Annotated in this window: 15 protein-coding genes, 6 tRNA genes, 2 rRNA genes and 1 riboswitch; of the genes, 18 read left to right on the plus strand and 5 right to left on the minus strand. The window is 56.2% G+C overall.

Annotation, left to right across the window (positions count from 1 at the left end; all coding sequences use genetic code 11):
- The first annotated feature begins 42 nt into the window (after positions 1–42).
- From astA to astE, 5 genes are all read left to right on the plus strand, one after another.
- Positions 43–1,068 (plus strand): arginine N-succinyltransferase, encoded by a 1,026-nt coding sequence (gene astA, locus QMK52_RS14020; protein WP_005790626.1) that lies wholly within the window; start codon positions 43–45, stop codon positions 1,066–1,068.
- Positions 1,068–2,534, plus strand: a complete 1,467-nt coding sequence (gene astD / locus QMK52_RS14025; protein ID WP_320402991.1) for a succinylglutamate-semialdehyde dehydrogenase — start codon at positions 1,068–1,070, stop codon at positions 2,532–2,534. The genes astA and astD overlap by 1 nt, the downstream gene beginning before the upstream one ends.
- A gap of 157 nt (positions 2,535–2,691) precedes the next feature.
- Positions 2,692–4,038, plus strand: coding sequence for an N-succinylarginine dihydrolase (gene astB, locus QMK52_RS14030; RefSeq protein ID WP_320402992.1), 1,347 nt, complete (start codon positions 2,692–2,694; stop codon positions 4,036–4,038).
- Positions 4,039–4,064: 26 nt separating this feature from the next.
- Complete coding sequence (locus QMK52_RS14035) at positions 4,065–4,352, plus strand: hypothetical protein (RefSeq protein ID WP_003175651.1); 288 nt, start codon at positions 4,065–4,067, stop codon at positions 4,350–4,352.
- An 11-nt stretch (positions 4,353–4,363) separates the two neighbouring features.
- Positions 4,364–5,368, plus strand: a complete 1,005-nt coding sequence (gene astE / locus QMK52_RS14040; protein ID WP_005790619.1) for a succinylglutamate desuccinylase — start codon at positions 4,364–4,366, stop codon at positions 5,366–5,368.
- Here astE and QMK52_RS14045 read toward each other — a convergent pair whose 3' ends face one another.
- The gene (locus tag QMK52_RS14045) at positions 5,369–6,988 is read right to left on the minus strand and encodes a M91 family zinc metallopeptidase (protein WP_005790617.1); all 1,620 of its coding nucleotides are present in this window, start codon (positions 6,986–6,988) and stop codon (positions 5,369–5,371) included.
- Positions 6,989–7,193: 205 nt separating this feature from the next.
- Complete coding sequence (locus QMK52_RS14050) at positions 7,194–7,706, minus strand: 6,7-dimethyl-8-ribityllumazine synthase (protein WP_005790615.1); 513 nt, start codon at positions 7,704–7,706, stop codon at positions 7,194–7,196.
- 96 nt (positions 7,707–7,802) lie between these two features.
- A riboswitch (FMN riboswitch) is annotated at positions 7,803–7,972 on the minus strand.
- A gap of 190 nt (positions 7,973–8,162) precedes the next feature.
- Between QMK52_RS14050 and ltaE the strand changes: the two genes are divergently transcribed.
- From ltaE to mgtE, 8 genes are all read left to right on the plus strand, one after another.
- A complete protein-coding gene (gene ltaE / locus QMK52_RS14055) occupies positions 8,163–9,167 on the plus strand; it encodes a low-specificity L-threonine aldolase (protein WP_248752565.1) in 1,005 nt (334 codons plus the stop codon).
- A gap of 146 nt (positions 9,168–9,313) precedes the next feature.
- Complete coding sequence (gene alaS, locus QMK52_RS14060) at positions 9,314–11,932, plus strand: alanine--tRNA ligase (RefSeq protein ID WP_320402993.1); 2,619 nt, start codon at positions 9,314–9,316, stop codon at positions 11,930–11,932.
- Positions 11,933–12,027: 95 nt separating this feature from the next.
- Positions 12,028–13,269, plus strand: coding sequence for an aspartate kinase (locus QMK52_RS14065; protein ID WP_005790609.1), 1,242 nt, complete (start codon positions 12,028–12,030; stop codon positions 13,267–13,269).
- 175 nt (positions 13,270–13,444) lie between these two features.
- Complete coding sequence (gene csrA / locus QMK52_RS14070; protein ID WP_003175645.1) at positions 13,445–13,633, plus strand: carbon storage regulator CsrA; 189 nt, start codon at positions 13,445–13,447, stop codon at positions 13,631–13,633.
- A 62-nt stretch (positions 13,634–13,695) separates the two neighbouring features.
- Positions 13,696–13,786 (plus strand) — tRNA-Ser (locus tag QMK52_RS14075).
- 108 nt (positions 13,787–13,894) lie between these two features.
- Positions 13,895–13,971 (plus strand) — tRNA-Arg (locus QMK52_RS14080).
- Positions 13,972–14,043: 72 nt separating this feature from the next.
- Positions 14,044–14,120 (plus strand) — tRNA-Arg (locus QMK52_RS14085).
- Positions 14,121–14,469: 349 nt separating this feature from the next.
- Positions 14,470–15,912 (plus strand): magnesium transporter, encoded by a 1,443-nt coding sequence (gene mgtE / locus QMK52_RS14090; protein WP_005790606.1) that lies wholly within the window; start codon positions 14,470–14,472, stop codon positions 15,910–15,912.
- Between the two features lie 100 nt (positions 15,913–16,012).
- On the opposite strand, the gene QMK52_RS14095 is transcribed toward mgtE, so the two are convergent.
- From QMK52_RS14095 to QMK52_RS14105, 3 genes are all read right to left on the minus strand, one after another.
- The gene (locus tag QMK52_RS14095; RefSeq protein WP_003193592.1) at positions 16,013–16,339 is read right to left on the minus strand and encodes an Arc family DNA-binding protein; all 327 of its coding nucleotides are present in this window, start codon (positions 16,337–16,339) and stop codon (positions 16,013–16,015) included.
- Between the two features lie 372 nt (positions 16,340–16,711).
- A complete protein-coding gene (locus QMK52_RS14100; RefSeq protein WP_242462622.1) occupies positions 16,712–16,891 on the minus strand; it encodes a PA3371 family protein in 180 nt (59 codons plus the stop codon).
- A gap of 11 nt (positions 16,892–16,902) precedes the next feature.
- Positions 16,903–17,130, minus strand: a complete 228-nt coding sequence (locus QMK52_RS14105; RefSeq protein WP_194438987.1) for a hypothetical protein — start codon at positions 17,128–17,130, stop codon at positions 16,903–16,905.
- A gap of 323 nt (positions 17,131–17,453) precedes the next feature.
- Here QMK52_RS14105 and QMK52_RS14110 point away from each other — a divergent pair.
- The 5 genes from QMK52_RS14110 to QMK52_RS14130 all read left to right on the plus strand — a co-directional run bounded on the left by QMK52_RS14110 (position 17,454) and on the right by QMK52_RS14130 (position 23,063).
- A tRNA-Arg gene (locus QMK52_RS14110) sits at positions 17,454–17,530 on the plus strand.
- 593 nt (positions 17,531–18,123) lie between these two features.
- Positions 18,124–19,660 (plus strand): 16S ribosomal RNA (locus tag QMK52_RS14115).
- Between the two features lie 81 nt (positions 19,661–19,741).
- Positions 19,742–19,818: transfer RNA gene (locus tag QMK52_RS14120), tRNA-Ile, on the plus strand.
- 30 nt (positions 19,819–19,848) lie between these two features.
- Positions 19,849–19,924, plus strand: a tRNA-Ala gene (locus QMK52_RS14125).
- 247 nt (positions 19,925–20,171) lie between these two features.
- A 23S ribosomal RNA gene (locus QMK52_RS14130) occupies positions 20,172–23,063 on the plus strand.
- Together the 16S and 23S rRNA genes with 2 tRNA genes alongside form the textbook arrangement of a ribosomal RNA operon.
- Positions 23,064–23,187: the final 124 nt, after the last annotated feature.

Here is a 23,187-nt window from a genome sequence, read left to right on the forward strand (position 1 = left end):
TTCGCGGGTGGCTGACAACAGCGGCCCGTTCGAGGAGATAGCATGATCGTTCGTCCCGTACGCAGCAGCGATTTACCGGCCCTGATTGATCTGGCGCGCAGCACCGGCACCGGCCTGACCACCTTGCCGGCCAACGAAGAGCGCCTGACCCACCGGGTTGGCTGGGCGGAAAAAACCTTTCGCGGCGAAGCCGGGCGCGGCGATGCCGACTACCTGTTCGTGCTGGAAAACGATGAAGGCCGCGTGGTCGGCATTTCTGCCATTGCCGGTGCCGTGGGCCTGCGTGAGCCCTGGTACAACTTCCGGGTCGGGCTGACCGTCAGCGCCTCTCAGGAGCTGAATATCTACCGCGAGATTCCGACGCTGTTTCTGGCCAACGACCTCACCGGCAATTCCGAATTGTGCTCGTTGTTTTTGCATGCCGATTATCGCAACGGTCTTAACGGCCGCATGTTGGCCAAGGCGCGCATGTTGTTTATCGCGGAGTTCCCGCAATTGTTCGGCAACAAGATCATTGCCGAGATGCGCGGCGTATCCAACGACGCCGGGCGTTCGCCGTTCTGGGAAAGCCTGGGTCGACACTTCTTCAAAATGGAGTTCAGCCAGGCCGACTACCTTACCGGTGTGGGCAACAAGGCGTTTATCGCCGAGCTGATGCCGAAGTTTCCGCTGTACAGCTGCTTCCTGTCCGAGGATGCGCGCAACGTGATCGGCAAGGTCCATCCGGACACCGAGCCGGCCCTGAGCATGCTCAAGAGCGAAGGGTTCAGCTATCAGGGCTATGTCGATATCTTCGATGCGGGCCCGGCGGTGGAGTGTGAAACCAGCAAAATCCGTGCGGTGCGCGACAGCCAGTCGCTGGTGTTGGCCATTGGCACGCCGGGGGACGACGCCACGCCGTTCCTGATCCATAACCGCAAGCGCGAGGAGTGCCGTATCACTGCTGCTCCGGCCCGGCTGGCGGCAGGTACCCTGGTGGTCGATCCGCAGACCGCCAAGCGCCTGCAACTGGTGGTGGGTGATCAAGTGCGTGCCGTACCGTTGTCCGCTGCTCGGGAGTCCAAGTAATGAATTCGCTGTATATCGCAGGTAGCTGGCTGGCTGGCCAGGGTGAGTTGTTCGAATCGCGCAACCCGGTGACCCAGCAGGTATTGTGGGCCGGCAATGGCGCCACCGCCGAGCAGGTCGAGTCCGCCGTGCAGGCGGCACGCCAGGCATTCCCTGCGTGGGCTCGTCTGCCGTTGGAAGAACGCATCAGCGTGCTGGAAGCCTTTGCCAACACCCTGAAAAGCCGTGCCGATGAAATCGCCCGCTGCATTGGTGAGGAAACCGGTAAGCCTTTGTGGGAATCGGCTACCGAAGTCACCAGCATGGCCAACAAGATCGCCATCTCGGTGCAGAGTTATCGTGAGCGCACCGGCGAAAAGAGCGGCCCATTGGGTGATGCCACCGCGGTATTGCGTCACAAGCCTCACGGCGTGGTGGCGGTGTTCGGCCCGTACAACTTTCCGGGGCATTTGCCCAACGGCCATATCGTCCCGGCCTTGCTGGCGGGTAATACCGTGCTGTTCAAACCCAGCGAGCTGACCCCGAAAGTTGCCGAGCTGACCGTGCAATGCTGGGTCGAAGCCGGCCTGCCGGCGGGCGTGTTGAACCTGCTGCAAGGCGCGCGGGAAACCGGCATCGCCCTGGCCGCCAACCCCGGCATAGACGGCTTGTTCTTCACCGGCTCCAGCCGCACCGGCAATCATCTGCATCAGCAGTTTTCGGGGCGCCCGGACAAAATCCTCGCTCTGGAAATGGGCGGCAACAACCCGCTGGTCGTGGATGAAGTGGCCGATGTGGATGCGGCGGTCTACACCATCATCCAGTCTGCGTTTATCTCGGCTGGTCAGCGTTGCACCTGCGCCCGTCGCTTGTTGGTACCGGAAGGCGCCTGGGGCGATGCATTGCTGGCGCGGCTGGTGGCGGTGAGCGCAACGATTGAAGTCGGTGCGTTCGACCAGCAACCGCCGCCGTTCATGGGCTCGGTAATCTCCCTTGGCGCGGCGAAAGCCTTGATGGACGCCCAGGAATTGATGTTGGCCAATGGCGCCGTAGCGCTGCTGGAAATGACCCAACCACAGGATCAGGCCGCATTGCTGACCCCAGGCATCATCGACGTGACCGGCGTAACCGAGCGCGAAGACGAAGAACTGTTCGGCCCGCTGTTGCAGGTGATTCGCTACGCGGATTTCGCCGAGGCAATCGCAGAGGCCAACAACACCCAATACGGCCTGGCCGCTGGCCTGTTGTCGGATAGCGAAGCGCGTTACCAGCAGTTCTGGCTGGAAAGCCGTGCCGGTATCGTCAACTGGAACAAGCAGTTGACCGGCGCCGCCAGTACCGCACCGTTTGGCGGGGTAGGGGCCTCGGGTAACCATCGGGCCAGTGCGTATTACGCGGCCGATTATTGTGCGTATCCGGTGGCGTCGCTGGAAACGCCGAGCCTGGTGGTTCCAGCCACGCTAACCCCCGGCATTACACTGATCTGAATGTAGGAGGGGGCTTGCGCCCGATGGCGGTGTGTCAGTCACCTGATTAGTCAACTGACACCCTGCTATCGTGAGCAAGCCCCCCTCCCACATTTGAACTGTGGTGTGTTCAAGTAATTTGATGCCTATAAAAACAGATGTTCGTGGAGCCTCGCCGATGAAATCCTGTGAAGTCAATTTTGACGGTCTAGTGGGGCCGACCCATAACTACGGCGGTTTGTCCTTTGGCAACGTCGCCTCCCAAAGCAACAGCCAGCAGTCTTCCAACCCGAAGGAAGCGGCGTTGCAGGGCCTGCAGAAAATGAAAGCCCTGATGGACATGGGCTTTGTGCAAGGCGTATTGGCGCCCCAGGAGCGCCCGGATGTGGCCGCCTTGCGCAACTTGGGTTTCAACGGCACCGACGCCCAGGTGATCCAGCAGGCGGCCAAGCAGGCCATGCCGTTGCTGGTAGCCAGTTGCTCGGCATCCAGCATGTGGGTAGCCAACGCGGCCACGGTCAGCCCAAGCGCCGACACCGCAGACGGCCGCGTGCATTTCACCGCCGCCAACCTCAACTGCAAGTACCACCGCAGCATCGAACACCCCACCACCAGCCGCGTGCTGGGGGCGATGTTCGCTGACGGCAAGCACTTCGCTCACCACGCCGCGTTGCCGGCGGTGGCGCAATTTGGTGATGAAGGCGCAGCCAACCACACGCGTTTCTGCCGTGAGTACGGTGAGGCGGGCGTCGAGTTTTTCGTGTTTGGCCGCAGTGCCTTCGACCCCCGTTACCCGGCCCCGCAGAAGTACCCGGCACGCCAGACCCTCGAAGCCTCCCAGGCCGTTGCGCGCCTGCACGGTTTGAAAGATGACGGCGTGGTCTACGCCCAGCAGAACCCGGCGGTGATCGACGCAGGCGTGTTCCACAACGATGTGATTGCAGTGGGCAACGGTGAAGTGCTGTTCTATCACGAGGATGCATTCCTCAATACTGAACAGATGCTCGCCGAACTGCAGGGTAAGTTGGGCAAGCTGGGCGGCAACTTCCAGTCGGTGTGTGTGCCCCGCGCGCTGGTCAGTGTCGAAGACGCGGTGCGTTCCTATCTGTTCAACAGCCAGTTACTGACCCGCGCTGACGGCTCGATGCTGCTGATCGTGCCGGAAGAATGCCGTGCCAACGAGCGTGTGTGGCACTACCTGCAGGGCCTGACCAGCTCCGGTGGGCTGATCCGCGAAGTCAAAGTGTTCGACCTCAAGCAAAGTATGCAGAACGGCGGCGGCCCGGCGTGCCTGCGTTTGCGCGTCGCCTTGAACGAAACCGAACTGGCGGCGGTGAACCCAGGCGTTATCATGACCGCGCCGCTGTACGAAACCCTGACCCAATGGGTTGGCAAGCACTACCGCGACAGCCTGCGCGAAACCGACCTGGCTGACCCGCAGTTGCTGCTTGAGTGCCGGACGGCACTGGATGAACTGACGCAAATCCTTAAACTGGGCTCGGTTTATCCTTTCCAGATCAATTAACGCCATACGGCTGAGATATTTTATTTATGACCGACACCCTGAAGCTGATCCTTGAAGACACCGACGGCACCCAGCTTGAAACTTCCTGCACCCGCGTTGCCGTGGTCTGGCAGGGCAAGGAGATCTGGATCCAGCACGACGGCCGTGGCCAACTGCTGATTGGTGTGGACGTCGAAGAGGGCGACGCCGAGTACGCCAACCTGCTGATGCGTCCCTTGGCGACCAACCTGATGAGCCTGCAACTGGAAATGGAACCGGCCGACGTTGAGGGTGATGACGACGATCACGTCCATGGTCCTGGCTGCAACCACTAAGGAAGCTGCTTATGCTCGCCCTCGGCAAACTGCTTGAACTGACCCTCGCCGGTCGCGAACCGGCGCAAAAAATTCAACTGACTGTCGACGGCGTGCAGATGCGCTGGCTCAGCGAGGGCGCGCTTGAAGTACGTCCTCCTGAAGCTTTGGACAACGGCAGTGACTTGCTGCTGTCGTCCGGCATCCATGGCAACGAAACCGCGCCGATCGAACTGCTCGACCGCCTGTTGCATTGCATCGCCCGTGGGGAAATCAAACCCCGCTCCCGTATTCTGTTTCTGTTCGGCAATCCCGAGGCCATGCGCCGCGGCGAGCGTTATCTCGAACTGGACATCAACCGGCTGTTCAACGGCCGGCATGAACAAAACATCGGCCCCGAGGCCATGCGCGCCGCCGAGCTTGAGCAATTGGCCCGCAGCTTTTTCAGCCTGCCTGGCCGCTCGCGCCTGCATTACGACCTGCATACCGCGATTCGTGGTTCGAAAATCGAGCAGTTTGCGTTGTACCCGTGGAAGGAAGACCGACAGCATTCACGCCGAGAGCTGGAGCGCCTGAACGCTGCCGGCATGCAGGCGGTACTTCTGCAGAACAAAACCTCGATTACCTTCACCGCGTTCACCTACGAGCAACTCGGCGCCGAGGCTTTCACCCTGGAGTTGGGCAAGGCGCGCCCGTTCGGGCAGAACGAGGGCGTGGATGTGTCGCGCCTGGAAGCGCGTTTGAAGCAGATCATCGAGGGCAACGAGCCTGAGACCGGCAGCCTGGACGGCCTTCAACTCTTCGCCGTTGCACGCGAAGTGATCAAGCACAGCGACGCCTTCGTGATGCACCTGCCGGCGGACGTGGAAAACTTCTCGTCGTTGCCCAAGGGGTACCTGCTTGCCGAAGACGTGGCCAAGACACGCTGGGTGATCGAAGAAGAGGGGGCGCGCATTATCTTTCCCAACCCGAAAGTGAAGAACGGATTGCGCGCAGGCATATTGGTCGTGCCGAGCGATGGTAAGGAGCTGGTCTAGTTACATCAGGTTGTAATGCTGGCGCAGTGGAAGTCCTAGCTCCTGGCGTAACCTGTTTTCACTGAACAGCGGGGGCTCGAAGGGCGCAGGCGGGGCCGAGGGCGCTGAATTGTCATCCGCATCGGCAGACGTTGTCGCTACAGGCACGATGGGTAAGCCTGTGGCTTGCACCTCCGCATTGGACACTTTTCGATTGCGGCTGCGTGGATAATTTTCTTCGCTGAGCCCGCTTTCCACCATGCCAGTAACGTAGTAGTAGGCGTGGCACAACTCGTGAAATAGGCTAATGATGCTCGGGGTTGCTTTAAATAGAACGCCTGTGTTGTACCAGATATCTCCACCGTAAGAGGGTGTGCCCGGTTTGTCCCCCTTCATCAAGGCGTCTGGGGCGGTGTCTGGGTCTGGAATGAACTCGCTGTTGTTACGATCAATCAGCTCATGGATGATGATCGGTCGCCCGCTTTTGCGCTCTGCGCGGGTGAGTTCAGCCAGGAGTCGCTTGCCGGTAGGCGAACAGAGCAGCAGGCGTAGATCGTCATTCACCCGGCTGATAAATGAAGGGCTACCCTGTACCTCAACTCCGGTATGCAACAAGCCGCCAGGCTCACTGTGGACAATGTGGGAGGCGAATTCATTAGAGGCGGGTATTTGCGGTGTGTCGGCGTGCGTCATCACGGCACAGTCAGCGGTGAGTGTGGTGTTCTGGCTGTAGTAAGTGGTGTCTTTAGCCTTTAGCCGAGTGACGTCGTCAAGCCCGCGGCCGGTATAGATAACGTTTGTTCCGCGGCCTGCCTCAATTCGGTCGCCGTCCTCGGCACCACTGAGAATGTTGTGCCCTTCGCCGCCGATAATATGGTCCTGGCCGTCTCCACCGTCGATAAACGTATCGCCGTCACCACTGAGTATGTCGTTGCCAGGCCCTCCGTAAATGAAGGTGTAACTGCGTTTGTGAACATGCACCTCGTCATCGCCATCGCCGGCCTCAACATGACTGTTGCCGTCGAGAATAGTGACTAAATCGTCCCCTGGGCCGGTATCTATGCGTGTGAAATGACCTGCGCTGAGGATTCGATCCTTGCCATCACCGCTGCGGACAGTGATATGGGTTGTCACGTCATCATCGATGTGAATGCGGTCATCGCCACCCTGAGTGATCAACATCAGTGTCTGGAGTGGGGCAAGACGGATCAAGTAAACCGTCTCGTTGATACGCATGGCCAGGGACGGTAAGCGCGGAAGTTCGATAGGTCGACGAGGTTTTAAAATCGTCGGCTGGTTCACTGATGAATGCAACGCGCTATGCAGATGTGCGAGCGACCTGATGCTGATAGTGTCAGGCTTGTCGGAAGTGGTGAACCACAATTGATCGAGTTGGCTGGGGCTAAAGATCTGCCGTTCGATAACGACGTTTTCGTCCTTGAAGATCGGATGGATTTCGATTACGCCGTCACCGGCGGGGTTGTCATAGGGGACTTGGCGCACATGTTGCGAGTGTCGCTCGCCGTCGACGCCTTTGTGAACTTGTGCATCCCATGCCTGTGAACTGGCCTCCAGGTCGGGTGAGCGTGGTCGCGGGAATGTGGAGGCCGAAGTGCCTTCACTCTCTATCGTTTTGGTCATGATTCAATACCTGATCGTTTAGGTTAAGAGAGACCCAATGAGGTCTGCGCTTTAACTAAACCAGATACGCGTGTTGCCAAAACGGTAGATATGCACGGAGGGAGTAGGACGCCTTGGGCAGGCTTTTTCACATGTTGAAATGCTATCTGTTCAGGCAAAAAAATGCCCCGCCAATCGAAAATGGGCGGGGCAGATTTTCTTGCGCTTAAACGGCTCGTTTGTGCTGCTCTTCACTGCGACGGATCGCCCGTACTTTATGCAGAGTATCGGCGCAGGTGCGCGCAGCTTCCTGACCCTTGTGCACAAAGTGCTCATAGAAGAACGTGGTGTGCTCGCTGCCGGCGTGGAAGTGATGCGGCGTCAGGGACACCGAGAACACCGGCACTTCAGTTTCCAGTTGAACCTGCATCAAACCGCTGACCACTGACTGGGCGACGAATTCGTGCCGGTAGATGCCACCATCCACCACCAGCGCGGCGGCGACGATGCCGGCATAGCGACCGGTCTTGGCCAGCAACTTGGCGTGCAGGGGCAATTCAAAGGCACCGCCGACTTCAAAGAAGTCGATGTCTGACTCCTGATAGCCCTGGGCGATCATTTCGGCAAGAAAGCCTTTGCGCGATTGGTCGACGATATCCTTGTGCCAGCAGGCCTGGATAAACGCGACGCGCTCGCCGTGATGGTTTTTGCTTTTGCTGTCGATTGCGGTGGGTTGCATGTTCTGACTCCTGTTTAAGAAAAAAACAGGGCGTTATGAATCGAATGGGATTTAAGGGTACGCAAGCACGCCTGGTGCGCGGCCCTTAGGTGCCAATCCCGTTCTCTCTTCATCCGGACTATGACCGTCGGCCCCGGGATCACACCGGGTCTGCTGACCTTGTCGCCGTCCTGCCGGAGCAGTTCGAGACGCCAAGCGCTCGCGGGCTATGCACATTGCGTGCAATTACCGCCGGTGGGGAATTGCACCCCGCCCTGAGAACGTTGCCGCCAGAACCCTGGCGGCGGAGAGTTTTTAACACGGTTTTTCAAAAACTGCACGACTGCCGTATCGATAAGCTATATCGGTTTGTTTGGTTGGTATTCGATTGAATGCAGTGGGGGCTTGATATTGCGTGGCTTTGCCCGCAGTAATCACACACGAAAGGACTTATCCATTCCGTTAGAGGCCCCCTTCATGACCGTGATTGACCTGCGCAGCGACACCGTGACCCAACCCACCCCCGGTATGCTCGACGCGATGGCCGGCGCCGTCAGCGGTGATGACGTCTATGGCGAAGACCCCAGCGTCAACAAGCTGGAGGCAGAACTGGCCCAGCGTCTGGGCTTCGCCGCCGCGCTGTTCGTGCCCACTGGCACCATGAGCAATTTGCTGGCATTGATGGCCCACTGTGAGCGCGGCGAGGAATATATCGTCGGCCAGCAGGCCCATACCTACAAATACGAAGGTGGCGGGGCGGCCGTGCTGGGTTCGATCCAGCCGCAGCCGCTGGAAGTGCAAGCGGACGGTTCCCTGGACCTTGACCACGTGCTGGCGGCGATCAAGCCTGACGATTTCCACTTTGCCCGCACGCGCTTGCTGGCGCTGGAAAACACCATGCAAGGCAAGGTCCTGCCGATGGAGTACCTGGCCAAGGCGCGTGCGTTTACCCGTGAGCATGGCCTGGCCTTGCACCTGGACGGGGCGCGGATCTACAACGCAGCGGTCAAGCTGGGGGTGGATGCGCGTGACATCGCCAAGCATTTCGATTCGGTGTCGGTGTGCCTGTCCAAGGGCCTTGGCGCACCGGTCGGCTCGGTGCTGTGCGGTTCCACGGCGTTGATCGCCAAGGCCCGGCGCCTGCGCAAGATGGTCGGTGGCGCAATGCGCCAGGCTGGTTCGTTGGCGGCAGCGGGGCTGTATGCCCTGGATCATCAGGTACAGCGCCTGGCCGAGGACCACGCCAACGCGCAGTGGTTGGGGGATGAACTGCGCAAGGTCGGTTACACGGTGGAGCCGGTGCAGACCAACATGGTCTATGTGCAAATTGGCGAGCAGGCGCAGGCGTTGAAAGCCTTTGCCGCAGAGCGCGGGATCAAGTTGAGTGCCGCGCCGCGCCTGCGTATGGTCACGCATCTGGATGTCAGCCGGGCACAGATCGAGCAAGTCGTGCAGACATTCGTCGCATTTTCGCAGAAATGACAGTGCAGACCGTCTAATTGACTGTTTCTATCACATAAACACGCTGTACCACCGGCGAAGGGCCGATATAATGCGGCCCTTTGCCGTCGCTCCGTCTGATGATGTTGCGCACTGGCCTTTGGCCGCAGCCTCCGTGGAAGAACCTAATGAAAAGCGCAGAAATCCGTGAAGCCTTCCTTCGCTTCTTCGAAGAGCAAGGTCACACCCGTGTAGCCTCCAGCTCCTTGATCCCAGGCAATGACCCCACCCTGCTGTTCACTAACGCGGGGATGAACCAGTTCAAGGACTGTTTCCTGGGCCAGGAAAAGCGCGCCTATACTCGCGCCACCAGCAGCCAGAAGTGCGTACGCGCCGGCGGCAAGAACAGCGACCTGGAAAACGTCGGTTACACCGCGCGTCACCACACGTTCTTCGAAATGCTGGGTAACTTCAGCTTCGGCGACTATTTCAAGAAGGATGCGATTACCTTCGCCTGGACCTTCCTGACCGGCGTGCTGAAACTGCCCAAGGAAAAACTCTGGGTTACCGTCTACGCGACGGACGACGAAGCCTATGACATCTGGACCCAGCAAATCGGTGTACCTGCCGAGCGCATGATTCGCATCGGCGACAACAAGGGTGCACCTTACGCTTCCGATAACTTCTGGACCATGGGCGATACCGGCCCGTGCGGCCCTTGCACCGAGATCTTCTACGATCACGGTGCGGACATCTGGGGTGGCCCACCGGGCTCGCCGGATGAAGACGGTGACCGCTACATCGAAATCTGGAACAACGTGTTCATGCAGTTCAATCGCACCGCCGATGGCGTGTTGCATCCGCTGCCGGCGCCGTCGGTGGACACCGGCATGGGCCTGGAGCGGATCAGTGCGGTCATGCAGCACGTTCATTCCAACTATGAAATCGACCTGTTCACCAACCTGCTGAGCGCTTCGGCTGCGGCCATTGGTTGCACCAATGAAGGTCAGTCGTCGCTCAAGGTGGTATCGGACCACATCCGTTCCTGCGGCTTCCTGATTGCCGATGGTGTGTTGCCGTCCAATGAAGGGCGTGGCTACGTGCTGCGTCGCATCATCCGTCGTGCCTGCCGTCACGGTAACAAGCTGGGTGCCACCGGCAGCTTCTTCTACAAAATCGTGGCTGCACTGGTTGCCGAGATGGGCGATGCCTTCCCGGAACTCAAGCAGCAGCAGAGCAATATCGAGCGCGTACTCAAGGCCGAGGAGGAGCAGTTCTCCAAGACGCTGGAGCATGGCCTGAAGATTCTCGAGCAGGACCTGGCTGAACTCAAAGGCTCCGTGGTACCGGGCGACGTGGTGTTCAAGCTTTACGACACCTACGGTTTCCCAATGGACCTGACCGCCGATATCGCCCGCGAGCGCGAGCTGACCATCGATGAAGCCGGGTTTGAGCGTGAGATGGAAGCCCAGCGTGTGCGTGCGCGTTCCGCCAGCTCCTTTGGCCTGGACTACAACACCCTGGTCAAGGTTGACGTGCCAACCGAGTTCATCGGCTACAAGGCTACCGCCGGCTCGGCCAAGATCGTTGCCATCTATAAAGACGGCAAGTCGGTCGATGTATTGAATGAAGGCGAAGAAGCCGTGGTGGTGCTGGACCAGACCCCGTTCTATGCTGAATCGGGTGGCCAGATTGGTGATTGTGGTTTCCTCAGCTCGACGTCCGGCCGTTTCGAGGTACGCGACACCACCAAGACCGGCGGTGCTTTCCTGCATCACGGTGTGTTGGTGCTGGGCAGCCTGACCGTCGGCGCGCCAGTGGATACCCAGGTCGATGCCGACGTACGGCACGCAACTGCGTTGAACCACTCGGCCACTCACTTGCTCCACGCTGCCTTGCGTCAAGTGCTGGGCGAGCATGTTCAGCAAAAGGGCTCGTTGGTCGACAGCCAGCGCCTGCGGTTTGACTTCAGCCACTTTGAAGCAATCAAGCCTGAGCAGATCAAGGCGCTGGAAGATATTGTCAATGCCGAGGTGCGCAGGAACACGCCGGTAGAAACTGAAGAAACCGACATCGAAACCGCCAAGGCCAAGGGCGCCATGGCGTTGTTTGGCGAGAAGTACGGCGACGAAGTTCGCGTGCTGAGCATGGGTGGTAGCTTCTCGGTCGAGTTGTGTGGTGGTATCCACGCTAACCGTACCGGCGATATCGGCCTGCTGAAAATCATCAGCGAAGGCGGTGTGGCGTCCGGTGTGCGTCGTATCGAGGCGGTGACCGGTGCTGCGGCCCTGGCTTACCTCAATGCCGCCGAAGAGCAACTCAAGGAAGCGGCCAGCCTGGTCAAGGGCAGCCGTGACAATCTGATCGACAAACTGTCTGCCGTGCTGGAGCGTAACCGTGCGCTGGAGAAGCAACTGGAGCAGTTGCAGGCCAAGGCGGCCAGTGCTGCGGGCGATGATCTGTCGGCCTCGGCGGTTGACGTCAAGGATGTGAAAGTTCTGGCGGCGCGCCTGGACGGGCAGGACGGCAAGGCGTTGTTGGCCTTGGTCGATCAGTTGAAGAACAAGCTCGGCCGCGCAGTGATCCTGCTCGGCAGTGTCCATGAGGATAAGGTCGTTCTGGTTGCCGGTGTAACCAAAGACCTGACTGGCCAACTCAAGGCCGGTGATTTGATGAAGCAAGCCGCTGCGGCAGTGGGCGGCAAGGGCGGTGGTCGTCCGGACATGGCACAAGGCGGTGGTGTAGACGCCGGTGCCCTGGACGCGGCCCTGGCCTTGACCGTGCCGTTTGTCGAGGCAGGTATTTAAGGCACTGTTAATCGGCCCGTGGTCTAGTCACGGGCTTGTTCAGTGCGGGTGGATTGGATATTAGGCGCCCCTTTACGGGCTGAGGCGGCTTGGAAATGGCTTTGATCGTACAGAAATTTGGAGGCACCTCGGTCGGCTCTGTAGAAAGAATCGAGCAGGTCGCCGACAAGGTTAAGAAATTCCGCGATGCCGGCGATGACCTGGTAGTGGTGCTGTCAGCCATGAGCGGCGAGACCAATCGCCTGATCGACCTGGCCAAGGCTATCAGCGGGGATCAACAGCCGTTGCCACGTGAGCTGGATGTGATTGTGTCCACGGGCGAGCAGGTGACCATTGCGCTATTGGCCATGGCTCTGAACAAGCGTGGCGTGCCAGCGGTGTCCTACACGGGCAGCCAGGTGCGCATTCTCACCGACAGCGCGCACACCAAGGCGCGCATCCTGCAGATTGATGATCAGAAAATTCGTACTGATCTGAAGGCAGGGCGCGTGGTAGTTGTAGCGGGTTTCCAAGGTGTGGACGAGCAAGGCAACATCACCACCCTCGGGCGTGGCGGTTCTGACACCACGGGTGTGGCACTGGCGGCAGCGCTCAAGGCTGACGAATGCCAGATCTATACCGATGTGGATGGCGTCTACACCACTGACCCGCGCGTCGTGCCAGTGGCCCAGCGCCTGGACAAGATCACCTTTGAAGAAATGCTGGAAATGGCCAGCCTTGGTTCCAAGGTGCTGCAGATTCGCGCGGTGGAGTTCGCCGGCAAGTACAACGTTCCGCTGCGCGTATTGCACAGCTTCAAGGAGGGTCCGGGCACCCTCATTACTATTGATGAAGAGGAATCCATGGAACAGCCGATCATTTCCGGCATCGCTTTCAACCGCGATGAAGCCAAGCTGACGATCCGTGGCGTGCCAGACACCCCGGGCGTGGCTTTCAAGATTCTGGGTCCTGTCAGCGATGCGAATGTTGAAGTCGACATGATCGTGCAGAACGTTTCGCACGATAACACCACCGATTTCACCTTCACCGTGCACCGCAACGAATACGATGCGGCATTGAAAATCCTGCAGAACACTGCGAGCGAAATTGGCGCCCGTGAAGTGGTTGGCGATACCAAGATTGCCAAGGTATCGATCGTAGGGGTGGGCATGCGTTCCCATGCCGGCGTTGCCAGCCGTATGTTCGGGGCCCTTGCCAAGGAAGGCATCAACATCCAGATGATTTCCACTTCGGAAATCAAAGTCTCGGTAGTGCTCGAAGAGAAGTACCTGGAACTGGCTGTACGCGCGCTGCATACCGCTTTTGAGCTTGACGCTCCGGCCCGACAGGGCGAGTGATGTATTGCCAGGAAGGCGCGGTTTACCGCGCCTTTCATTTTTTTGTGGGGCGCATGTTCTTTTGCGTGGGCTCGACAATACTTAGGTGTGTAGGGCTACGGCTTTTGGGTTGTAGGTCGAATGCCTTTTTTTTGCAGACTGTTGTTCCTGAACTGAAATGCGTGAGGAGAAAGGCATGCTGATTCTGACTCGTCGTTGCGCAGAAAGCCTGATTATCGGTGATGGCGAAATCACCGTGACCGTGCTCGGCGTCAAAGGCAATCAAGTGCGTATTGGGGTTAACGCTCCAAAAGAGGTAGCGGTTCACCGCGAGGAAATCTACCTGCGGATCAAGAAAGAGAAGGACGAAGAACCAAGCCTTTAATTTTTATCGTTTTTTATGTTTGCAAACGGGGATGAACGTGGTTAATATACGCCCCGTGTTGCGGAGAGCTGGCCGAGTGGCCGAAGGCGCTCCCCTGCTAAGGGAGTACACCTCAAAAGGGTGTCGGGGGTTCGAATCCCCCGTTCTCCGCCATTATTTGCTTAGTACGTTGCAATCTGGTTTTTTCGGTAAGTTGTTGAAAATACTCGAAAAAATAGCTTTACATAGAGATTGAACGGCCTATAATGCGCGGCAACAAATGCACTCGTAGCTCAGCTGGATAGAGTACTCGGCTACGAACCGAGCGGTCACAGGTTCGAATCCTGTCGAGTGCACCATTTAAGAGTTAGTTGCAGCGATGCAGGTAACTCGGCTTCAACCAGTTGTGATCTGGTCTAAAAACACAATCTGCACTCGTAGCTCAGCTGGATAGAGTACTCGGCTACGAACCGAGCGGTCACAGGTTCGAATCCTGTCGAGTGCACCATACAAACAAAAAGCCCGCCTAGTGCGGGCTTTTTGCCGTCTGGGGTTTATGTAGGTTTTATCCTGGTGTGGGTCTTTTTATCTTTCCCATGTGTTTTCCCTCTCGTGCGTGTCGTCGCATTTCTATAGGTGCAGCCAATACTGAACATTGGCTCGCAAGCGCTTGTTCTTTCCAGTTTTTTAACGTTTAAAACGGCCGGGCGGTGTATCATGCGCCCGTCAGCCCCGTCGGGGCTTGTGGAATACCTCCATGGACTTACCCAGTAGTGACTCAGTACCCCGTTTTACCAATCATGAATTGACTGATTGATCCTTCCGGCGTGCCCCGCTGCTGGGAGTGGAGTTCGCCTATGACCGAAGTAGAAGTAAAGAAAACACAAGAAAGCCTGCAGGATCGTCTGGCTCAAGTCATCGAGCTGCTGCAGCGCCAGCGCGTGGTCGAAGACCTCACGCACCGCCAGGAAGGTCCGAACCACGACCGCGTTGAAAACCTGGTTCACCGGCAAAACCTCGTGGAGTTACAACGCAAGCTCGATGACCTGCACTCCGCCGACGTTGCCTACATCCTCGAAGCTTTGCCGCTGGATGATCGACTGACACTTTGGCAGTTGGTCAAGGCTGATCGCGACGGTGACATCCTTCTGGAAGTGTCTGACTCGGTTCGTGAGACTCTGATCGCCGACATGGATGATCATGAGCTCCTGGCCGCCGCCAAGGAGATGGATGCCGACGAACTGGCCGACCTGGCACCTGAGCTGCCCCGGGATGTTGTCCATGAGTTGATGGAGGCGCTCGATACGCAGCAGCGTGAGCGCGTGCGATCGGCGCTGTCCTATGACGAGGACCAGGTCGGTGCGCTGATGGATTTCGAGATGGTCACCATCCGCGAAGACGTCAGTCTGGAAGTGGTACTGCGTTACTTGCGTCGCCTCAAAGAGCTGCCGGGCCATACCGACAAGCTGTTCGTGGTCGACTACGAGGGAATTCTCAAGGGCGTGTTGCCGATCAAGCGTCTGCTGGTCAATGATCCCGAGAAGAAAGTAGCTGACCTGATGGCCAGCGATACCGTCAGCTTCCATCCTGACGAAGATGCCTACGACGCGGCCCAGGCTTTTGAGCGTTACGACTTGATCTCGGCTCCGGTGGTCGACAAGAACGGCAAGTTGATCGGTCGTCTGACCATCGATGAAATCGTTGACTTGATCCGTGAAGAGAGTGAAACCGAAGTCCTCAACATGGCGGGTTTGCGTGAAGAGGAAGATATTTTTGCGTCAGTCTGGCGTTCTCTGCATAACCGCTGGGCCTGGCTGGCGGTTAACCTGATCACGGCATTTATCGCATCTCGTGTAATCGGGTTGTTTGAAGGCTCAATCGAAAAGCTGGTGGCATTGGCGGCGTTGATGCCGATTGTTGCGGGTATCGGCGGTAACTCCGGCAACCAGACCATCACCATGATCGTGCGGGCCATGGCGCTGGATCAGGTGAGTACGGCCAACTCTTCACGCTTGCTGCGCAAAGAGCTGGCTGTGGGCCTTATCAACGGTCTGGTGTGGGGTGGAGTGATTGGTGTGGTGGCCTATCTCCTGTATGGCAGTTGGTCTCTGGGTGTGGTGATGACGGCCGCCATGACCTTGAACTTGCTGCTGGCTGCCTTGATGGGGGTATTGATCCCTATGACCCTGGCGCGCCTTGGTCGCGATCCCGCCATGGGAGCCAGCGTGATGATTACCGCCATGACTGACAGTGGTGGCTTCTTCATCTTCCTGGGCTTGGCAACGATTTTCCTGCTCTGATCCTTTCTGCGGGGGCATGTCTGCCCCCGCTTTGCGCCCCATCTCCAAAATTCAGGCAAAAAAAAGCCAGCACATGGCTGGCTTCGGCTTTCAGTGTCAATCAATTGGCTTCTGCGGCCGCCTCAACATCGTGAGCGATAAGCGAGACGAGGGCGTTTTGCTGGCGGTGGGAGAGCTGACGAAAACGCTGCAGCAGTTCGCGTTCGTGCAGTGACAGCTCTGGGCTATCCAGTCGCATGCTCAACTCTTCACCCAAGGCACCTTCCTGAATAAGGCTTTGTTCCAGGCGTGCGATGATTTCAGAGTTCATGCTGCGGTGATGATTGCGAGCCACCTCGGCAATGCGTTCCCGCATTCCGTCTGGCAGACGTACGACGAATTTGTCAGCCGTACGGCTGGAATAAATTGCCTGTTTCAATGGGCGCATATATTTAACCGGTTAGTTCAGGGGAGCGGTTTCTGGAATTGGCCGCAAGATGAGTGTTAAGACAAGGCTCACGACCAAAGTTCAACCCGAATTGCAAAGAGGCCGCATCATGCCTCAGATTTGCCATTTCATTGGCGTCAATTCTGTGACAAATATTGAACCGCCTAAAGGCTTTGTGCCAGTACTGATTTGCATTTTTGCGGACTGGTTTGAAAACTTTGGCGCTGATGCAGTGCTAGTCCATCAACGCGCAGGGCTGCGGCGCATCTGGGTTGAAGGGCGCAGTGCAATATGGCCTTTTGCCCTCAGTCTTAAGCCTAGTGGCAGTTTGCCGATTTGCTAGGGTGATTCGACATAAGGTAGGGGAGGGGGTCAGCGAAGCAATGGATCGAACTTGATTCGGCGACCGGCGATGAGTGCCAACATCAATAGGCTACCAAACACGGCGCTGACGATGAAGGCGGTGGCTTGAGCTCTAGGGCAGTCAGTAGCTAGGCCCAGAAAGCCTGCCATCAGGGTCAAACATAGAAAAAACCAGGCAGGTTTGGACATTGATAGCTATCTCAGAAAACCCAGTACTCGGATGTAGGTGCAGCTTGTGTATCTTGGGTCAGGAGGACGGGCGACTGCTGGGTAGCAGTGACTACCGCCAGCTGGGGGCGTTGTTGCAGATGATGGGGAACTGCTTGGCTGATCAGTGCGGCATCTTGAGTATTGACTGGCTGGAAATGAAATATCACCAGTGCGGCCAGGGCCACGGCATTGAGAGCTAATAGTAGTACGCTATTCATGGTCATGTTCTCCGTGGTGCTTGGTTCGCTTGGTTTATGCAAAGAGCATTGCAGATGCCGTGCCAAACTATTTTACCTTTAAAATCAATTAGTTGATTTGCCTGCGAGGGGGCTTTGGGTTGCAGTTTGCAATGATGGCATTTTGAGGTAGTGCAATTTGCACGATCCCTGCAAGTGCCCGTGTTTGCTGGGTGAAGCTATAAAGGTATGTGCAGGGATCGCCCTACAAGCAAAATGCCTAAGGACGACATGACAAAACCTACCTCGGCCGTTAAGATGCACGCCGTCTGTCGCTGGTCTTATCCGTGACGCGCTTGTCATTTGTCCCAGTAGCTCAATTGGATAGAGCATCCCCCTCCTAAGGGGAAGGTTGGCCGTTCGAACCGGCCCTGGGACACCATCTTTATAGGCTGAACGCCTGCCATGGCGTTTACTGCTATCTACAAGCCATCCGCCTTTCTCTCTGCTGCATTTCCTTCGATCTGAATCCAGCTATCTGTTGATAGCCTGGCATTTGTTGCAGGTTGTTTTTTGCGTCAGGAGGATCCAGTGCGGGCAATGCGCTGGCTCCCTTCTTTATATGCAGAGATTCACAGAGGGCTCCAGGCCTGGTGCACGGCAGGCCAAATGGGCGTTTTGAGTTTTTTGATTTAAGGGGTTGACGCACATGCAAATCCCTGTAGAATTCGCCTCCCGCTTCGGAGAGATCTTAAGCGCAAGTGGTTGAAGTTGTTGAAGAAATCTTCGAAAGCTTCTGAAAATAATCACTTGACAGCAAATGAGGCTGCTGTAGAATGCGCGCCTCGGTTGAGACGAAAGATCTTAACCAACCGCTCTTTAACAACTGAATCAAGCAATTCGTGTGGGTGCTTGTGGAGTCAGACTGATAGTCAACAAGATTATCAGCATCACAAGTTACTCCGCGAGAAATCAAAGATGTAACCAACGATTGCTGAGCCAAGTTTAGGGTTTCTTAAAAACCCAAAGATGTTTGAACTGAAGAGTTTGATCATGGCTCAGATTGAACGCTGGCGGCAGGCCTAACACATGCAAGTCGAGCGGTAGAGAGAAGCTTGCTTCTCTTGAGAGCGGCGGACGGGTGAGTAATGCCTAGGAATCTGCCTGGTAGTGGGGGATAACGTTCGGAAACGGACGCTAATACCGCATACGTCCTACGGGAGAAAGCAGGGGACCTTCGGGCCTTGCGCTATCAGATGAGCCTAGGTCGGATTAGCTAGTTGGTGGGGTAATGGCTCACCAAGGCGACGATCCGTAACTGGTCTGAGAGGATGATCAGTCACACTGGAACTGAGACACGGTCCAGACTCCTACGGGAGGCAGCAGTGGGGAATATTGGACAATGGGCGAAAGCCTGATCCAGCCATGCCGCGTGTGTGAAGAAGGTCTTCGGATTGTAAAGCACTTTAAGTTGGGAGGAAGGGTTGTAGATTAATACTCTGCAATTTTGACGTTACCGACAGAATAAGCACCGGCTAACTCTGTGCCAGCAGCCGCGGTAATACAGAGGGTGCAAGCGTTAATCGGAATTACTGGGCGTAAAGCGCGCGTAGGTGGTTTGTTAAGTTGGATGTGAAATCCCCGGGCTCAACCTGGGAACTGCATTCAAAACTGACTGACTAGAGTATGGTAGAGGGTGGTGGAATTTCCTGTGTAGCGGTGAAATGCGTAGATATAGGAAGGAACACCAGTGGCGAAGGCGACCACCTGGACTAATACTGACACTGAGGTGCGAAAGCGTGGGGAGCAAACAGGATTAGATACCCTGGTAGTCCACGCCGTAAACGATGTCAACTAGCCGTTGGAAGCCTTGAGCTTTTAGTGGCGCAGCTAACGCATTAAGTTGACCGCCTGGGGAGTACGGCCGCAAGGTTAAAACTCAAATGAATTGACGGGGGCCCGCACAAGCGGTGGAGCATGTGGTTTAATTCGAAGCAACGCGAAGAACCTTACCAGGCCTTGACATCCAATGAACTTTCCAGAGATGGATTGGTGCCTTCGGGAACATTGAGACAGGTGCTGCATGGCTGTCGTCAGCTCGTGTCGTGAGATGTTGGGTTAAGTCCCGTAACGAGCGCAACCCTTGTCCTTAGTTACCAGCACGTCATGGTGGGCACTCTAAGGAGACTGCCGGTGACAAACCGGAGGAAGGTGGGGATGACGTCAAGTCATCATGGCCCTTACGGCCTGGGCTACACACGTGCTACAATGGTCGGTACAGAGGGTTGCCAAGCCGCGAGGTGGAGCTAATCCCATAAAACCGATCGTAGTCCGGATCGCAGTCTGCAACTCGACTGCGTGAAGTCGGAATCGCTAGTAATCGCGAATCAGAATGTCGCGGTGAATACGTTCCCGGGCCTTGTACACACCGCCCGTCACACCATGGGAGTGGGTTGCACCAGAAGTAGCTAGTCTAACCTTCGGGAGGACGGTTACCACGGTGTGATTCATGACTGGGGTGAAGTCGTAACAAGGTAGCCGTAGGGGAACCTGCGGCTGGATCACCTCCTTAATCGACGACATCAGCTGCTCCATAAGTTCCCACACGAATTGCTTGATTCATTGAAGAAGACGAAAGAAGCAGCCCGAAATTGGGTCTGTAGCTCAGTTGGTTAGAGCGCACCCCTGATAAGGGTGAGGTCGGCAGTTCGAATCTGCCCAGACCCACCAATTTTGTGTGGGAAACGCCTGTAGAAATACGGGGCCATAGCTCAGCTGGGAGAGCGCCTGCCTTGCACGCAGGAGGTCAACGGTTCGATCCCGTTTGGCTCCACCACTACTGCTTCTGTTTGTATAAAGCTTAGAAATGAGCATTCCATCGTTGTGATGGTGAATGTTGATTTCTAGTCTTTGACTAGTTCGTTCTTTAAAAATTTGGGTATGTGATAGAAAGATAGACTGAACGTTACTTTCACTGGTAACGGATCAGGCTAAGGTAAAATTTGTGAGTTCTCTTAACTGAGAAATTCGAATTTTCGGCGAATGTTGTCTTCACAGTATAACCAGATTGCTTGGGGTTATATGGTCAAGTGAAGAAGCGCATACGGTGGATGCCTTGGCAGTCAGAGGCGATGAAAGACGTGGTAGCCTGCGAAAAGCTTCGGGGAGTCGGCAAACAGACTTTGATCCGGAGATGTCTGAATGGGGGAACCCAGCCATCATAAGATGGTTATCTTGTACTGAATACATAGGTGCAAGAGGCGAACCAGGGGAACTGAAACATCTAAGTACCCTGAGGAAAAGAAATCAACCGAGATTCCCTTAGTAGTGGCGAGCGAACGGGGACTAGCCCTTAAGTGGCTTTGAGATTAGCGGAACGCTCTGGAAAGTGCGGCCATAGTGGGTGATAGCCCTGTACGCGAAAATCTCTTAGTCATGAAATCGAGTAGGACGGAGCACGAGAAACTTTGTCTGAATATGGGGGGACCATCCTCCAAGGCTAAATACTACTGACTGACCGATAGTGAACTAGTACCGTGAGGGAAAGGCGAAAAGAACCCCGGAGAGGGGAGTGAAATAGATCCTGAAACCGTATGCGTACAAGCAGTGGGAGCCCACTTTGTTGGGTGACTGCGTACCTTTTGTATAATGGGTCAGCGACTTATTTTCAGTGGCGAGCTTAACCGAATAGGGGAGGCGTAGCGAAAGCGAGTCTTAATAGGGCGTCTAGTCGCTGGGAATAGACCCGAAACCGGGCGATCTATCCATGGGCAGGTTGAAGGTTGGGTAACACTAACTGGAGGACCGAACCGACTACCGTTGAAAAGTTAGCGGATGACCTGTGGATCGGAGTGAAAGGCTAATCAAGCTCGGAGATAGCTGGTTCTCCTCGAAAGCTATTTAGGTAGCGCCTCATGTATCACTGTAGGGGGTAGAGCACTGTTTCGGCTAGGGGGTCATCCCGACTTACCAAACCGATGCAAACTCCGAATACCTACAAGTGCCGAGCATGGGAGACACACGGCGGGTGCTAACGTCCGTCGTGAAAAGGGAAACAACCCAGACCGTCAGCTAAGGTCCCAAAGTTATGGTTAAGTGGGAAACGATGTGGGAAGGCTTAGACAGCTAGGAGGTTGGCTTAGAAGCAGCCACCCTTTAAAGAAAGCGTAATAGCTCACTAGTCGAGTCGGCCTGCGCGGAAGATGTAACGGGGCTCAAACCATACACCGAAGCTACGGGTATCACGTAAGTGATGCGGTAGAGGAGCGTTCTGTAAGCCTGTGAAGGTGAGTTGAGAAGCTTGCTGGAGGTATCAGAAGTGCGAATGCTGACATGAGTAACGACAATGGGTGTGAAAAACACCCACGCCGAAAGACCAAGGTTTCCTGCGCAACGTTAATCGACGCAGGGTTAGTCGGTCCCTAAGGCGAGGCTGAAAAGCGTAGTCGATGGAAAACAGGTTAATATTCCTGTACTTCTGGTTATTGCGATGGAGGGACGGAGAAGGCTAGGCCAGCTTGGCGTTGGTTGTCCAAGTTTAAGGTGGTAGGCTGAGATCTTAGGTAAATCCGGGATCTTAAGGCCGAGAGCTGATGACGAGTTAACTTTTAGTTAACGAAGTGGTTGATGCCATGCTTCCAAGAAAAGCTTCTAAGCTTCAGGTAACCAGGAACCGTACCCCAAACCGACACAGGTGGTTGGGTAGAGAATACCAAGGCGCTTGAGAGAACTCGGGTGAAGGAACTAGGCAAAATGGCACCGTAACTTCGGGAGAAGGTGCGCCGGTGAGGGTGAAGGACTTGCTCCGTAAGCTCATGCCGGTCGAAGATACCAGGCCGCTGCGACTGTTTATTAAAAACACAGCACTCTGCAAACACGAAAGTGGACGTATAGGGTGTGACGCCTGCCCGGTGCCGGAAGGTTAATTGATGGGGTTAGCTAACGCGAAGCTCTTGATCGAAGCCCCGGTAAACGGCGGCCGTAACTATAACGGTCCTAAGGTAGCGAAATTCCTTGTCGGGTAAGTTCCGACCTGCACGAATGGCGTAACGATGGCGGCGCTGTCTCCACCCGAGACTCAGTGAAATTGAAATCGCTGTGAAGATGCAGTGTATCCGCGGCTAGACGGAAAGACCCCGTGAACCTTTACTATAGCTTTGCACTGGACTTTGAATTTGCTTGTGTAGGATAGGTGGGAGGCTTTGAAGCGTGGACGCCAGTCTGCGTGGAGCCAACCTTGAAATACCACCCTGGCAACTTTGAGGTTCTAACTCAGGTCCGTTATCCGGATCGAGGACAGTGTATGGTGGGTAGTTTGACTGGGGCGGTCTCCTCCTAAAGAGTAACGGAGGAGTACGAAGGTGCGCTCAGACCGGTCGGAAATCGGTCGTAGAGTATAAAGGCAAAAGCGCGCTTGACTGCGAGACAGACACGTCGAGCAGGTACGAAAGTAGGTCTTAGTGATCCGGTGGTTCTGTATGGAAGGGCCATCGCTCAACGGATAAAAGGTACTCCGGGGATAACAGGCTGATACCGCCCAAGAGTTCATATCGACGGCGGTGTTTGGCACCTCGATGTCGGCTCATCACATCCTGGGGCTGAAGCCGGTCCCAAGGGTATGGCTGTTCGCCATTTAAAGTGGTACGCGAGCTGGGTTTAGAACGTCGTGAGACAGTTCGGTCCCTATCTGCCGTGGACGTTTGAGATTTGAGAGGGGCTGCTCCTAGTACGAGAGGACCGGAGTGGACGAACCTCTGGTGTTCCGGTTGTCACGCCAGTGGCATTGCCGGGTAGCTATGTTCGGAATAGATAACCGCTGAAAGCATCTAAGCGGGAAACTAGCCTCAAGATGAGATCTCACTGGAACCTTGAGTTCCCTGAAGGGCCGTCGAAGACTACGACGTTGATAGGTTGGGTGTGTAAGCGCTGTGAGGCGTTGAGCTAACCAATACTAATTGCCCGTGAGGCTTGACCATATAACACCCAAGCAATTTGACTACTCTAACGAGCATCAGATTGCGGTGTGTGAAGACGCAATGAACCGAAAGTTCGACGCTCACAAAACACCGAAAGCTGTCACATACCCAATTTGCTGAAGCG

Source organism: Pseudomonas sp. P9_2 (genome assembly GCF_034008255.1).
Classification (GTDB): domain Bacteria; phylum Pseudomonadota; class Gammaproteobacteria; order Pseudomonadales; family Pseudomonadaceae; genus Aquipseudomonas; species Aquipseudomonas synxantha_A.

Bases quoted from the DNA above. Each gene is read 5' to 3' on its own strand.
- astA (WP_005790626.1), top strand. From the start codon at position 43: ATGATCGTTCGTCCCGTACGCAGCAGCGATTTACCGGCCCTGATTGAT.
- astD (WP_320402991.1), top strand. From the start codon at position 1,068: ATGAATTCGCTGTATATCGCAGGTAGCTGGCTGGCTGGCCAGGGTGAG.
- astB (WP_320402992.1), top strand. From the start codon at position 2,692: ATGAAATCCTGTGAAGTCAATTTTGACGGTCTAGTGGGGCCGACCCAT.
- QMK52_RS14035 (WP_003175651.1), top strand. From the start codon at position 4,065: ATGACCGACACCCTGAAGCTGATCCTTGAAGACACCGACGGCACCCAG.
- astE (WP_005790619.1), top strand. From the start codon at position 4,364: ATGCTCGCCCTCGGCAAACTGCTTGAACTGACCCTCGCCGGTCGCGAA.
- QMK52_RS14045 (WP_005790617.1), bottom strand. From the start codon at position 6,988: ATGACCAAAACGATAGAGAGTGAAGGCACTTCGGCCTCCACATTCCCG.
- QMK52_RS14050 (WP_005790615.1), bottom strand. From the start codon at position 7,706: ATGCAACCCACCGCAATCGACAGCAAAAGCAAAAACCATCACGGCGAG.
- ltaE (WP_248752565.1), top strand. From the start codon at position 8,163: ATGACCGTGATTGACCTGCGCAGCGACACCGTGACCCAACCCACCCCC.
- alaS (WP_320402993.1), top strand. From the start codon at position 9,314: ATGAAAAGCGCAGAAATCCGTGAAGCCTTCCTTCGCTTCTTCGAAGAG.
- QMK52_RS14065 (WP_005790609.1), top strand. From the start codon at position 12,028: ATGGCTTTGATCGTACAGAAATTTGGAGGCACCTCGGTCGGCTCTGTA.
- csrA (WP_003175645.1), top strand. From the start codon at position 13,445: ATGCTGATTCTGACTCGTCGTTGCGCAGAAAGCCTGATTATCGGTGAT.
- mgtE (WP_005790606.1), top strand. From the start codon at position 14,470: ATGACCGAAGTAGAAGTAAAGAAAACACAAGAAAGCCTGCAGGATCGT.
- QMK52_RS14095 (WP_003193592.1), bottom strand. From the start codon at position 16,339: ATGCGCCCATTGAAACAGGCAATTTATTCCAGCCGTACGGCTGACAAA.
- QMK52_RS14100 (WP_242462622.1), bottom strand. From the start codon at position 16,891: ATGTCCAAACCTGCCTGGTTTTTTCTATGTTTGACCCTGATGGCAGGC.
- QMK52_RS14105 (WP_194438987.1), bottom strand. From the start codon at position 17,130: ATGAATAGCGTACTACTATTAGCTCTCAATGCCGTGGCCCTGGCCGCA.